The organism is Enterococcus sp. DIV1279b, assembly GCF_050531515.1.
Classification (GTDB): Bacteria; Bacillota; Bacilli; order Lactobacillales; family Enterococcaceae; genus Enterococcus_D; species Enterococcus_D casseliflavus.
On record NZ_CP172891.1, the window covers coordinates 2,056,193 to 2,070,867 of the forward strand.

10 protein-coding genes are annotated in these 14,675 nt (G+C 43.6%); 2 read left to right on the forward strand and 8 right to left on the reverse strand.

What is annotated here, in order from left to right:
• Window positions 1-42: 42 nt before the first annotated feature.
• The 5 genes from IGI71_RS09695 to IGI71_RS09715 form a co-directional block, all read right to left on the reverse strand.
• A complete protein-coding gene (locus IGI71_RS09695; RefSeq protein WP_016611074.1) occupies window positions 43-1,617 on the reverse strand; it encodes an MFS transporter in 1,575 nt (524 codons plus the stop codon).
• Window positions 1,614-4,175, reverse strand: coding sequence for a family 78 glycoside hydrolase catalytic domain (locus IGI71_RS09700; RefSeq protein ID WP_430615563.1), 2,562 nt, complete (start codon window positions 4,173-4,175; stop codon window positions 1,614-1,616). Before IGI71_RS09700 ends, IGI71_RS09695 begins: the two co-directional genes overlap by 4 nt.
• Before the next feature lie 10 nt (window positions 4,176-4,185).
• A complete protein-coding gene (locus IGI71_RS09705) occupies window positions 4,186-6,570 on the reverse strand; it encodes a glycoside hydrolase family 2 TIM barrel-domain containing protein (protein WP_430615566.1) in 2,385 nt (794 codons plus the stop codon).
• A gap of 193 nt (window positions 6,571-6,763) precedes the next feature.
• Window positions 6,764-7,774 (reverse strand): glycosyltransferase family 2 protein, encoded by a 1,011-nt coding sequence (locus IGI71_RS09710; RefSeq protein WP_144809155.1) that lies wholly within the window; start codon window positions 7,772-7,774, stop codon window positions 6,764-6,766.
• A gap of 91 nt (window positions 7,775-7,865) precedes the next feature.
• Window positions 7,866-10,298, reverse strand: coding sequence for a glycoside hydrolase family 3 C-terminal domain-containing protein (locus tag IGI71_RS09715; protein ID WP_144809158.1), 2,433 nt, complete (start codon window positions 10,296-10,298; stop codon window positions 7,866-7,868).
• Between the two features lie 234 nt (window positions 10,299-10,532).
• Between IGI71_RS09715 and glf the strand changes: the two genes are divergently transcribed.
• Window positions 10,533-11,660, forward strand: coding sequence for a UDP-galactopyranose mutase (gene glf / locus IGI71_RS09720; RefSeq protein WP_430615569.1), 1,128 nt, complete (start codon window positions 10,533-10,535; stop codon window positions 11,658-11,660).
• A gap of 135 nt (window positions 11,661-11,795) precedes the next feature.
• Here glf and IGI71_RS09725 read toward each other — a convergent pair whose 3' ends face one another.
• The 3 genes from IGI71_RS09725 to IGI71_RS09735 all read right to left on the reverse strand — a co-directional run bounded on the left by IGI71_RS09725 (window position 11,796) and on the right by IGI71_RS09735 (window position 13,957).
• Complete coding sequence (locus tag IGI71_RS09725) at window positions 11,796-12,563, reverse strand: inositol monophosphatase family protein (protein ID WP_016611043.1); 768 nt, start codon at window positions 12,561-12,563, stop codon at window positions 11,796-11,798.
• An 8-nt stretch (window positions 12,564-12,571) separates the two neighbouring features.
• A complete protein-coding gene (locus tag IGI71_RS09730; RefSeq protein ID WP_008381425.1) occupies window positions 12,572-12,844 on the reverse strand; it encodes a UPF0223 family protein in 273 nt (90 codons plus the stop codon).
• A gap of 207 nt (window positions 12,845-13,051) precedes the next feature.
• Window positions 13,052-13,957 (reverse strand): hypothetical protein, encoded by a 906-nt coding sequence (locus tag IGI71_RS09735; protein WP_087627612.1) that lies wholly within the window; start codon window positions 13,955-13,957, stop codon window positions 13,052-13,054.
• A gap of 188 nt (window positions 13,958-14,145) precedes the next feature.
• Between IGI71_RS09735 and IGI71_RS09740 the strand changes: the two genes are divergently transcribed.
• On the forward strand, window positions 14,146-14,670 hold the full coding sequence (locus IGI71_RS09740; RefSeq protein ID WP_005230058.1) for a type 1 glutamine amidotransferase domain-containing protein: 525 nt from the start codon (window positions 14,146-14,148) through the stop codon (window positions 14,668-14,670).
• Window positions 14,671-14,675: the final 5 nt, after the last annotated feature.

The window sequence follows — 14,675 nt, forward strand, 5'->3', positions numbered from 1 at the left end:
GGATATGTTTCTTGAATGGTATTTTCTTATCTACTCCCTCCTTTAGGTTTTCATCGCTTCTTGCGATTGTTTTGCCCGTTGTTCTTCTAAAATCAATCGTTCTTGGGGATCGATCCATTCTCCGCCAGATTGGAGAACCTTTTCCTTCTGACTAGCTAAGATCAGCGCCTGATCTTCTTTCGTGTGCTTTTCTACGGTTAGAAAAAGGAGCAAGATCGCAATACCCGCATAACAAATCAACTCAAACCCTAAAAATGCCCAAACAAGAACGGACGAAACTTGTGCGTTTTGGGTGACAGCAGTCGGGTCATAGCCGCTGAGCGTCAGCAAACTGTTGACTAAGGCATTCCCAACCCCTGTCAGACCTACCATGATCGAACCGTAAACAGACATCGTAAACCCATCGCTACGAAAGCCATTTTTGGCTTCTAAGTGATCCAGTACATCTGAAAGCAGCGCTAGTGTCACAAACATCGCAGGCACAGCACCGATTCCTTTTAAAACCAAACCGATGGCAACCGTTGTGAAATCATGGACATCGATAAAACTGATCAGGCCACCTACCACAGCAAAAACGATCCCTAGCAAAACGGAATTGCGTTTACCCAGTTTGTTTGCCAGCGGCCATGCCACCAACATCCCAATTGCGGTCGGTAAACCAGCGATCAAACCTAGTGAGCCCATTGCGACACCGGCAGAGGCTTCGTCGACCACGGAACTAAACATCCAGCGAGCGTAATACCCCATCGATCCGTTTTTTACGAGCCCACCGAACTGGAACAAGAAGAAATAAGAGATGATCAACCACCAATACTTATCCGAAATACAGGCGGAGAACTGCTTTTTCAAAGAAATCTTCTCTTCTTTGATCGCTAGTTTGGCGTTTTCTTCAGTGATTCGTTCTCGGGTAAAGTAATACTCTAAGAAAATGGCTAGAAACGTCGTGACACATAAAAAGATCATCATCACGCGCCAGTTGTTATAGCTAGCTGCTCGATCGATCACACCCTCCGTCGAAACGAAAAGATAGCTTTGTAACAAGATCGGCACTAAGATACTTCCGCCTAACCCGACAGCCGCTACACCCGAGGCATTAGAAAATGTCGCTAATTTTCCGCGCTGATTACTATCTCGTGTGGATAAGGCGACCATGGAACTATGTGCTGTGTAAAAGAATGGATAGGCTACGGCGTAATAAAAATTATAGGAAAACGCCAGCCAGATCATCTGTAACGTCGGAGATGCATTCGTTGGTGTAATGAATAGAAATACGATCGCTATCACCAATAACGGTGCAGAAATCAACATATACGGTCGAGCTTTTCCCTGGCTGGTTCGCGTATTATCGATCAATCGACCAACGAATAAGTTACCCAAAATGACAAAGACCACTGAGATTAATGGTAATAAGGCTGAAAAATGCCCGAACTGATTTGTATCTGTCCAACCAATCACATCTGAATAATAACGGTTCAAATAGGCACCGAAGATCGCATTGGAAAGCAATGCCAAAAAAGGCCCAATAAAATATCCTAGAAAAACTTCTTTCTTTTCGACTTTTGCGGTGGTGATTTTGGTCTTGAAGGCGGGCGCTTCAAAGAGTGTTTTGACTTTCATGCGCTGCTTCCTCCTATTGCTTCTGAAAAATGATACTGCCCGTTGGTCAACTGATGGCGCTGACCACTAGGCATTTGTAAATGAGCGGTCGTCCCGATAGGTACCTGCACTTCAATCGAAAAGTAACCATCAGCGATCTGCCAATTGCTGATAATTTCGCCATAACTACACCTTACTTTCGTCTTGGCAAAGGTCAGATCACCACCAATGATCGGTCGCACAGTGAACGCTTGATAGCCGCCTTTGATCGGTTCGATCCCGGCGATCCGCCGATAGAAAAAGTCACCGACTGCCCCGCTGGCATAATGATTGAAGGAAACCATTCCATTGGTTCCATCATCGGCACCCGTATTACTAGTACCGTCTTCTCTCAAGGCATCCCAGCGTTCCCAAATCGTCGTGCCGCCAGCTTTTACTTGAAAAAGCCAAGATGGGCAGGTATCTGTTAAAAGCATTCGATAGGCTTCTTCTACATACCCATTATCTGCCAATGCAAACAAAATATACGGGGTACCAGGAAAACCGGTGCCGATATGATACTCGTTTTCTCGTACCAAACGTGCCAGGTTGGCTGCCGCTTTTTTCGCATCTGTCTCTGAAAGCATTTGGTAATACAGCGGTAAGACGTACGCAGTTTGAAATTCTTTTTTCACACGGGCATCTTTGTCCATCAGTAATTGGCGATAAGCAGTGGATGTTTCATGAAAAATTTTCTGATAGTACGTGCTATCTTCAGAATAGCCCAAGATCGCTGCAATCTGTGCTAAAAGATTGCTGGTGTTGGCAAGGCTAGCCGTGCCTGTCCATTTGCCCCGCAGCATCCACGTCCAAAGTTTGCCTTCAGGTGCGACCCAATCGCCATAATGATGCAGCAAACGCCAAATTCTTCGGTGCTTGCCAAAGGAAAATAGTTGTGCCCAAAACAGACACGCTTTGTGGTATTTCTTCATCGCATGGTATGTGGTGCGCAGGATTTCTGGATCACCACTACTTAAGTACTCCGCCCATGGAACCAAAATCACGGCATCTCCCCAGTGATCAACGGCCATTGGGATCATGATCTCCCATTGAAAAGGCACGACCACCAGCGGTACGGTTACTGGAATTCCGCCACTTTTTCTTTGTTCTGAACGGACATCTTGAAGCCACTTCTCATAAAAACGGCGCATATCAAAGTTAGTTGAAGCCGTTCGAGCAAACAAAGCAATATCCCCGGTCCAGCCCATTCGTTCATCCCGTTGGGGGCAATCGGTGGGAATATCGACAAAATTAGATTTTGCTCCCCACAAAATGTTGCTTTGCAGCTGATTCAACTGAGGATTAGAACAAGTAAAAGAGCCGGTTTCCCTTACGTCAGAATACAAAGCGATTCCTTCAATGGTGATTGCTTCCGGATCGATTCCTTCGACACTCAGATAGCGAAAGCCCATGTAGGTCAACCGTGGCTGATAGACTTGCTTTCCCTCCTTGCAGGTGTAAATAATTGCTTGCTTCGCAGTCCTGAGCGGTTCGGTAAACAGTTCGCCATCCATCAAAATTTCAGCATGTCTGATCGTTAGTTTCTGGCCTTCATTTCCTTGAATGGTCAGCTTGACAATACCGGCAAAATTTTGCCCCATGTCATAGAGCCATTTTCCACTCGGTGATCGTGTAATTGACTTTGGCTCAAAAACCTCATGCTCTCGCACAGGTACACCAATTTGGGCAATGATCCGCGGCTTGATTTTGACTGTTTCAAGGGAAGCTGGATGCCACGAGCGTTGCGTTTCATGGAACCGTGCATCGTAAATTTCGCCGTTGTAAAATTCCGCCTCTTTTAGTGGACCCTCCATTGCTGTTTGCCAGTTTGTATCAGTAACGATCTTCTCAAAAGACCCATCACTGTATTCAATGTGAACCTCCGCTAAAAAGGCTTGTCTTTTGGCATAGACGCGGTTGCGTCGTGCGTAGGTAAACGCACCAGAAGCCCATCCTCCTGCCACGACAACTTCCATTTCGTTGCTCTTTGCCAACTGTTTTGTGATGTCATATGTTTGATACTGCAACTGATGTTTATAAGAGGTGAAACCTGGAGCAAAATAGTCGCGACCAATTTTTTCTCCATTCAGGGTCATCTCATAGATCCCTAACGCTGTGGCATAAATCCGTGCCTTGACAACTGACTTTTGACAGGAAAAGGTATGTTTGAAGTACATCGGTTTTGGCGATGCTTTCTTCTCCGTAAAACGATAACTTCCATTGGTGATCCATGATGCTGAAAATGAACCGTCCATCTTCCCCGTCTCAAAATCGCAACTGGCTGCTGCTTGATTTCCTTGATCATCTTCTACTGTCAAATGGACGGTATAGGTGGCGAAAGGCTCCAATGGCGGACCATCGTAATAATGATGGTTCCCACTGGTCGCATCACACGTCCATTCCCCCAGCGTTAAGACTGCTTTTTTGATCGTTGTATTTTGTCTTTGACTGGCAACGGTATAGGAAAAACAAGGATTGGACTTATCAGTGACGCATTCTTTTTCTAAATCTTCAACAGTAAAACGCGTAATCTCTAGCATACATCCTCCTTCATTTCGTGTCATTGCTTTTTTTCACTACTTCGTTTATCTGAATGGCTGTACGCTCAGACCTACTTCCGTCAGCTGCCATCAGTTCGATTTCGTTTGCTTCAGAATCAGCTTGCACGATCGCTAGTGCTTCGCCATAATAGGTTTTCGTTTTCGAACCAGTATAGCCTTCTGGGTTGTAAGGACAAGCATGACCTAACCCTAATAGCTTACCGCCTTTGACAGAAACCGCGACTTCATGGTTTTCCATCGGCTTTAAAATGCCGTTGCGATCGGTATACCGCAAACGAATAAAGGCCAGCCCTCGAGGAGAAACAGTACTACTTTCAGGTTCAAGCGTTAACTGAGTTTCTTTTTGTGCGGTCACTAAAGAACTACGGCCAATTTCTTGCTCATTTTCGTCATAAGCAACAACGGTCAATGTGCCACTTTGATAAGTGGTCTTGACGACAGTTCGACAATCGTTTTTCATTTTTTTCTTAACGACAAGCTGATCATTCAAATAAAGAGCGATTTGAGCCGCTCGAGCATAGACTTCGACTTCGGCTTTCTGACCTTCGCAGCCCGGCCATGTCCAAGAAGGCATCGCATCCGTCAATTTCCATGCGGATGGTGAATGTTTGCCTTTTTGATAAACGGGCTTCACCGCTAAAAGAGGCGTTGTGGTTTTTTCGAATGCCACTTTTGTGTAAAGGGTTTCGCCACCTGCTGCACCAGTGATATCCAAGCGACCGCTTCCAGCGGTCAACCAACCAGCTGGACTGGCATTTTTAGGATAGGCATCTTCATAAACCCACGAACCAATACCGGCTTCACCGATATAGTCCATACCTGCCCACACGAAATCTCCAATAATTCGAGGGTGTTTTTTTGCCAGTTCCAAGAAATAAAAAGCATCCTTACAGAAAGTTTCTGTCCCTAAAATCAGCCGCTTCGGATATTTTTTCAAGTCTTTTTTATAGCGTAAAATGCCGTAATTGTAGCCGGCTATGTCCATATTGGCAAATGATTCATAGGTCGTACGGTCACTTCCTCTGAGGGTTGCCCCCAACTTCATGGTCTTATCGCCCAACAAACCAGCCAGCTTATTATAAAACTCACTTCCGACAGCTTTTTTCTTTTCTTTTTGGGCTTTTTCATCAGTATAGACCCCAAAGCCTAGTGAGCTTAGATAATTGAAAAAGATGTTGACACCACATGTTACCGGTCGCGTTGGGTCCAACCCATGCAAGTGTTCCGTTAACTCTTTCGTCAGCTCGATTCCCCGTGGCTCGGCTGTTTCCGAGACTTCATTCCCCGTCGAATAGAGGATCACGCTAGGATGATTAAAATCTTTGTCCACCATATCAGCAAGATCCTGACGCCACCAATCACTAAAATCATTGGCATAATCGTAACGGGTTTTATGGGTGTACCACATGTCGACATATTCATCCATGACCAGCATTCCCAACTCGTCACAAGCATCAAGTAGTGCTTTTGAGCAAGGATTATGGGCTGAACGAATCGCATTATAGCCAGCTTCTTGCAAGAGTTTGACTTTTCGTCTTTCGGCATCTGGAAAAGCAGCTGCGCCTAACAAACCGTTGTCATGATGTATACAGGCACCTTTTAAAATGCGACGAACCCCATTAATCAAAAGCCCCGCTTCCGAATCCCATGTCAGCGTTCGTAAGCCGAATCGAGTTTGATACTGACTGCCTTCATACTCAATTTGACACTGGTATAAGTTCGGCTCTTCTGGTGACCATGCCTTTGCATTGGGCAGCGGTAGGTTGATCTGTGCTGATCTGTCGATCGAGACATTTGACCTTGCAATCACTTCCTCCCCATCGATAATCGAGACCAGCGCTTCGCCTTTACTGTTGGATTTTAAAGTCAATGAAATGACCGGTGGTTTTGTTGATACAGTAGTGATTTTTATGCCATTTAGCAAAAGATGCTTTTTCGGTAAAACGAGTAGATTGACGGGACGGTAAATCCCTGTACCCGTATACCAGCGACTATTTGGCTGATCGGAATTTCGAGCAATGACCTCTATAGTATTTTCCGATCCAAAATGCAAAAACGCATCCGCTTCAACATAAAAGTTGGTGTATCCGTATGGACGAAAACCAGCCTTTTTTCCGTTGATGATCACTTCGGCGTTGCGATAGACTCCTTCAAATTCAAAAACGACTTTTTTTTCTTGGTAGTCCTCAGGCACGAAAAATGTTTTCTTATAGAGGTAATCAAGTCCTTCATACCAGCCGATGTTGGCAGCGCCTAAACTCGATTCGCTTCGTGGCTCTTCGCGCATTGCATCATGTGGGATGGAAACAGGTTTCTGATTGTTTGTGCCTAAAACACCACAGACCCAACCTTCATTAAAATTTATGATCTCCAAAAGAATCCCTCTTTCTTCCTCAATTCTTTACGAAACCAATTATAGCGTGCACAACAAGCGAAAAAACGCTTTCTCACGAATGGTCGACTTTTTTGCACGAACGGTTATGATTCTAAAAATAAAAAGGACAAACCTCATTTATCCGTAAGGTTTGTCCATAGTATTGAAACGATCTCATCTAATATAAGTTGCATCAATTAAAGCCATAAAATTTTTGAGCAAGGTGGTAAAAGCCTAAGGAAGCTTTTCGCCCGATGGCTCCTGGAAAATGGACGCCGTGTCCTAAGAGACCGAACCGTAAACGAAAATACAACAGCTGATCTCGAGAGCGAATCAACTTCCAAAGATCCTTTTTCTTTAGCAAACTTTCTTTCGACCCTTCTTTGATCAACAAAATCGTTGAAACAGTTGTGATTGCTTCTAAATATCGTCGCATATAACGAGTGACTTCTTTGCCAGCTTGATCCAGTGAAAGATAGTAATCGATCATTGTCCGATTGACTTTCAATTGCTGGTCGATACGACTGATCATCACTTTTTCATTGACGGACTGATCCGATCGACCAATATAATAGCGATAAAAATCGACATTTAAGTAGACCATTTTTTTGACGTACGGCAATGGTTCATAGACATACAGATTATCTACATAAAAGGTATGTTTGGGCAACTGTAGGTTTGCTTTTTCTAATACGCTTTTGCGATAGATCACTGAGTGCATCAATAGGTACTTACTGAACGGAAAACGCACGTCCGCCCAGCCGAATGGTTCATTTTCTGGCAAGAAGCGCTGATAATGGATGCAACGCTTGTTTTTCTTCCACTGGGTTTCATAGACGTAATTACTGATAACCATATCGATCGAATTTGCCTGTGAATCGCTTGTCAAAAAGGTCAAAATTTGTCGATACGCCTCTTCATCTACCCAATCGTCGCTATCTACGATTTTGATGAAGGTGCCACTAGCAACTTCTAAGCCCGTATTGATCGCTTGACCATGTCCGCCGTTTTCTTGATGGACTGCTTTGATTTGCTTTGGGTAAGAACGCTGATAGCGTTCAGCGATCGCTCCGGTTTGATCATGGGACCCGTCATTTACAATAATGATCTCAACGGTTTCCCCTCCTACTAATAATGAATCAATACAGCGTTCCATATAATCTTGCGAATTATAGCATGGAACAATTATACTTAAAGTTTTCACGCTTGATCCCTTCCCCACATTTAACTTTTTTGCTTCTTTCCCCAAAGTGTTGCAGCAGATTTATTTTTGTCTTTTGAAAAACATGAAACCATCAGTGAAGCTGCGATAGTTGTTTCTTATACTTTCTTTGTAGCTTTTTGTTGCGGATAAATGCCCGACAAAGCCCGAAGCTTCCTTTGAAGAAGTGCCCGTTGCATATAATCAACAATTGGTCGATCATTGCCATGCTGACCATCCCATTGGTCATTTTGGCGATGCCACGAAACGGCATGTTCCAAATGAATAATAAGTTTAGATCCAATTTTCCTTTTTTTTCGTTGCGCTTCCTCATGGTATTCAAGACAAGAAAAACCAAACGACCTAGAGGACTTTTTGCCTGCTGCAACTCTGCAATAGTACTGTTTTTGGCTAATGGCTGATCGCTTGATTCTTGCGGTAATGGATGGTTCAAAAACTGTACAAAATCATGTAGCGTTGCTTGTTCGATCCGCTCAGGATAAATAGCTTGTTCGTTCACCGTTCTTGGTCGTAAAGTGGCGGCTTTCTGATCGATCAAAAGCGTGCCTTGAAGTTGGCTCTCTTCACAATTCCCACCAATAAATAGGGTATATTCTCCTGCCTCAACTGCCCAGCAATTTTGTTGGCTGTCATAAACACGAAAGGTCTTATCATCAAAAGGCAATGTGACCGTGCGTTTTTCACCACTGGCTAAGGCTACTTTTTTGAATCCTTTTAATTCTTTTTTCGGTCGCATCAGTTGACTTTCTTTCAAACCAACATACAATTGGACTACTTCTTCACCATCTCTGTCTCCAACATTTTCAATTGTAAATTTTACCTGATTTTCTTCAATGATTAAACCACTATAAGCAAATTCCGTATAACTTAGACCGTAGCCAAACGGAAACAAAATTGGTTTTTTAAACGTGTCATAATAGCGATAGCCGACAAACAGTCGCTCTTTGTAATAGGCAAAGCGGCTTGTTGCTGGGAATTCTTGACCGAACAAAACGTCGTCATAGGAATATGGATAACTTTCTGCTAGTTTTCCGCTCGGATTATATCGACCGAAGATCACATCCAGCATCGCAGAAGCGCCTGCTTGTCCACCTAAGTATCCATGAAGCACACCAGCAGCTTTTTCCAGCCAGGGCATTTCAACAACCCCTCCCGCAGATAAAACAACGATTACTTTTGCAGTCGTCTGACAAAGTTTTTCAATCAACTGATTTTGATTTGCGGGCATCGCCAACGTCTCACGATCGATCCCTTCACTTTCATAACTCTCATCAAGTCCGGCAAAGACCAGCACAACCTCACAGTCATCTGCTAAAGAAACAGCTTCTTCGATCAATGCTGCTTGTTCTGTTGCAGTTTTACTACTACTTTTTCGGACATAGCCTTGTGCATAACCTGCCATTTCAGGAGTATAATCGCCAATCTTTTCTAAAATCGACTCGACTTGTTTCGCATTTACCATCGAAGACCCCGCACCTTGGTACCGAGGTGTTTGAGCAAAATCGCCAATAATTCCGACCTTTTGCTTAGGATTTAAAGGCAAGCAGTTGTCATCATTTTTAAGCAGAACCACGCTGCTTCTAGCTGCTTCCCTTGCGACTGTATGATGGTGTGCCCAATCGATCGCATCTGTTCCAGATTGCTTCTTCGTCTCTGAGAAGACCGCTGCTAGTTCAGCAACCCGTACATCAAGCTCCGACTCAGTCAAACGATTCCTTTCAATTGCTTCAATAATTTCTTGTGCGCCAGCGATCCCTTGCCCTGGCATCGCCAAATGACAGCCATTTCTGACCCCTTCGACATGGTCATTATCTCCGCCCCAGTCGGAGACAACAAAGCCAGCAAATCCCCATTCATCTCGGAGAATCTCTTGTAATAAGCGTTTGTTTTCATTGGCGTAAATGCCATTGATCATATTATAGGCGCTCATGATACTTTTAGGTTTTCCTTCAGTGACGGCGATTTCAAAATTTGTTAAATACATTTCTCGTAATGTCCGCTCATCAACGATGGAATCCGATGCCATTCGTCTCGTTTCTTGACTATTGACAGCAAAATGCTTCGGGCAGGCAATCGTCCCGTTTTCTTGAATACCTCTGATATTTGCAGCCGCCATTTTCCCTGCCAAATAAGGGTCCTCACTGAAATACTCAAAATTGCGCCCGCCTTTAGGATTTCGCTTGATGTTCAGACCTGGACCCAAAACGACATCAACCTCTAACGCTTTTGCTTCTGATCCAATACATTCACCAACCTTCGCAGCAAGTTCACAGTCCCAGCTGTTTGCAATTGTTGCCGCCGGCGGAAAACAAGTTGCTGGAACGCTTTCATTCAGTCCCAGGTGATCTGCTTCTCCCATTTGTTTACGAATACCGTGCGGACCATCTGCCATAAAAATCGATGGACAGATCGCTGGCAGCTCATGTGTCTCCCAAGTATTTTTTCCTGAAACAAACAATGCCTTTTGTAAACGTGTTAATTCTGCGATTTTTTCTTGGCTATTCATCTAAACCCAACTTTCTGCTATGTATAAATCATACGTCTATAAATCTACTAGCAGTAGTTTATCATGGAAACGCCAAGCAATGAGCGCCCTTTCATGAACGGTCGCTTTTTGCTCATGAATAACCAGCCAATTATAAAGATTCTTTGACTCTTTTAGAAAACGCTTGCTTTGATCGGTGGCAGCCTTTATCTTAGAATTTGTATATCTTAAACAAAAGCTGAGAGGAGCGAACACATGAAGACTGGCAACTACCAGTACTTGATCGTTGGTGCGGGCTTATTCGGGTCGATCTTTGCCCATGAAGCAGCCAGAAAAGGGCATCGTTGTCTGGTGATCGATAAGCGTGACCACATCGGAGGCAACTTATATACTTATCAAGAAGACGGCATCACCGTTCATCAATACGGCGCCCATATTTTCCACACGGATAGTAAACATATTTGGGCATACATGCATCGCTTTGCTGACTTCATTCCTTTTACCAATCAAGTCTTAGCGAACTATCAAGATCAATTTTATAATTTGCCTTTTAATATGAACACCTTTTATCAACTCTGGGGGGTACGAACACCGACAGAGGCACAAGCGATGATCGCTCAACAGATTGAAAGTGCTGGAGTGAAAGGAAAGCCTAAAAATCTTGAAGAACAGGCGATCCAATTAGTGGGAACCGATATTTATCGTAAGCTGATTGCCGGCTATACTCAGAAGCAATGGGGAAAGCCCCCTCGCGAGCTGCCGAGCTTTATCATTCGTCGACTGCCGATTCGTTTCACCTATGATAACAATTATTTCAATCATCGGTTTCAAGGAATTCCCGAAGGCGGCTATACGCCGATTTTTCAGAAATTATTAGATGATGATCGGATCGATGTTTGTTTGAAAACGGACTTTGAAGCTGAAAAATCAGCCTATTTAGCACGTTTTCCTAAAATAATCTATACAGGACCGATCGATGCCTTTTTCGACCAAAGATACGGTCCTCTAGATTATCGTTCGCTACGTTTTGAAACAACCAAACATCCATCACCAAACCTTCAAGGAAATCCCGTGATCAATTACACGGATGAACGGATTCCCTATACGCGCAGCATGGAATGGAAACACTTCGATAAGCAAGGTGATCCTGGCACATCCATTCTGACCAAGGAATATCCAGCGCCATTCACGACGGATGCTGAGCCCTACTATCCAATCAATGACGAAAAAAATAACCAGCTGTATAAAAAATACAAACAGCTGGCAGCGAAACAGTCGCAAGTCTTATTCGGGGGACGTCTCGGCTCCTATCGGTATTTAGATATGGATCAAATCGTCAGTGAAGCATTAAAGCTGGTACAAAAAGAACTTACTGCGAACTAAAAAGGCTGGGCTACCGTTTTCGCTACTTAAGGACAGCGTTGACTCCCACCAGGTCCAACGAGTGGGAAACGGAGTTTCCAGCCTTTTTTTCTATGCGTATCAGTTCATCGATTATCAGATAGTACGCAAGCTTTCTTATTGATTGACGATCGCCAATAATTCTTCAAAAGCTTTCGGTGTACCGCCTACGAACAATTCCCGTCCATTCAAGGATAGCGGCTCTCCTTTGATGTTTGCCATTTTTAATCCAAGGGTTTCTAACAAAACGCCCCCTGGCGCATAATCCCATGGCGCAAGATGAGAAAGATAGCCTGCTCTTTGTCCTTTAGCGAGGGCAATCAGCTCTACCCCAGCACAGCCAGTCATACGAATGCCTAATGCTTTGTCACTGACCTCGGTTTCGTGGTGGCGGTTATGGATCAACATGGGTGAATTCAAGCCAACGAGACCTTCGGATAAGGCAATATCTTTCGGCGGTTCGATCTTCTCGCCATTGTTATAGACACCAATCTCTGGACCACCCCATAAGAATTCATCTTTCATAACATTATAGACAAAGCCAAAGCGCCCTTTGCCCTCTTCGTAAATCGCGATCATGATACAAAAGTTTTCTTTTTCTAACACGAAATTCATCGTTCCATCGATCGGATCAATGATGAAGACCCGCCCACTCATGTCGGCAAGTGTGTCCAGTCCGTTTTCTTCACCTAAAATTTTGGCATCCGGATCATAGGATTGGATCTTACCAATCAGAAAATCTTGCGTGGCTTTATCCAATTCTGTCACTAAGTCTTTCCGTCCTGATTTTGTCTCGACCACTAAGTCTTCTTTATTTAAATTGTCTTTGATCGTTTCACCTGCAGCGATCATCCACTGGCGAACTTCATTAACGATTTCATGCATTCGTTGATCTACCCTTTCATTTTTAGTTTTCCCTCAGTCTTTTTCGCTGCCTGCACAGCATGGTACAGCGAATAGCCTGATAGTTCTTCAAATTCTCTGCCTAAACGGCGTTCCTCGCCAATGCTAGGAACGACTTTCTTAAAGGCTTGATACGCCTCAAGAAACGTGCTACTAGGAAGGCCTTTTTCATAGGCTTGTTCTAATCGTTCCCACATCTTCATGACGACGACCATTTCATCTGTCGACCAATCTAAGTCAAGAGGATATTGATAATCCCGCATATTACCACTCCTATTCATCTTATTCAGTGTACCACAAAATTAAAAATAGGTCAGAGCCTCCGCTGCAAAAAAGGTACATCCTAGCAATGAATGTACCTCTTGTATACAAACTATTGAGATTTTTAGAAGCTGAAACCCATGAATCTCAAATAAGAAGGAAATTCCTTTGTTCTTTCAACGAGATTGCTTATTAGAAAATGACCGATTTCAAAAAGGTTCGTCTAGAAAAGCCTGCAAAAACAAAAAATTTTTAATGATAGTAATTGATTTCCACCACTGTTTACTTATGAAAAACTCTGGGTAATCCGTTCCCCATTGCCATGGAATGACAAATGATCCATCTTCTTGTTGGTATTTTAAAATTTCTTGGGCTTCTTTTTTACATAATTCTTCACTAAAGATCCCAAGCAGCTGCTCTCTTGTAAAGAAAAAATTTGAAGGTTTGCTGACATAAGACGTGAACCACTCTTCTGGCTCGTTTGAGACAGTATGGCGAATTTGCTGGAATAAGATCTCGCGAAAGCGTTCATTTGCTAAAACAGGCTGATACTGGATTTCTTCACAGTCTTGTAATAATTCTAGATAGACGACTAATGTGTGCATTTCACTGGTTGGCTCCTTAAGGAAACTTGCAACTGCTGTTTCGACGATTTCTTGTGCTTTTTGATAGAGGGTAGCTTCCCCTGTTTTTAAGATCATACCAGCTAGACTTACTGTTGGATTGTCTGCTGGCACGCCTACAGGACTCTCCCACCAAATCGCATGCGGATAGGATACCGTTGACGGCACTTGGTTGAACCATTTCCCTTCAGAAAACTCTTTTCCACTAGCTAAATACCTTAAAATCCCTTGGACTTGTGGATTTGTCGAATGAAGGCATTCAAGCTCTCTTAAAATTCGACATGCCTCCCACACTGCAATCGGTGTACTGTTGGGATTCCAATGATCAGGTTCCAAACCATGCCCATACCCACCATCTTCATTTTGGTAGAATTGTAACGCCTGTAATACAGCCTCGCGAGATCCATTTTCAAAATGATACTGCCAACGAGCAAGGTCTAAAGGGCGCGCGTTTTTGTAAATAAATTTTCGAGCATTTTCGAATGCTTCCACATCTTCGCCTCCTTTGGCTTTCTTTCATTATCTCTTACTTTCCTAATGATTACAACGCTTACATCAATACCATTTCTCTGAATGACCATTCTCAAAATAGCTTCTTGGCATTTTTTAAGAAGCATACTTTTGGTGTTTCTCTTTGCATGATGTTACAGTAAGAATAACAAGAAAAAGGAGGAATTCTCTTGCGTTTAGAAAACAAAAAAATCATTGCCTTAGTCGACAATGATTTCGAAGATTTAGAACTGTGGTACCCGGTCCATCGGTTACGGGAAGAAGGCGCGCAAGTCGATTTAGTCGGTGAAGAAGCGCATAAAACGTATATTGGCAAATACGGTGTACCCGCAGAATCAGCCTATGCTTTTTCTGATATTCATGCCGATGACTACGATGCCATCTTAGTTCCAGGTGGTTGGGCGCCTGATAAATTACGACGTTTCCCAGAGGTCATCTCTTTCGTGCAAACGATGGACAAAGACGAAAAAGTCATTGGTCAAATCTGTCATGCAGGCTGGGTCTTGATTTCTGCGAATATCCTGCAAGGCAAGACGGTCACCAGTACACCAGGCATCAAAGATGATATGACAAATGCTGGAGCCACATGGGTCGATACACCTGTGGTTACGGATGGACATATCGTTTCCAGCCGCCGTCCCCCAGATCTACCAGACTATATGCGGGAATTTATCGCTGTATTAGAAAAGAAATAGTACCC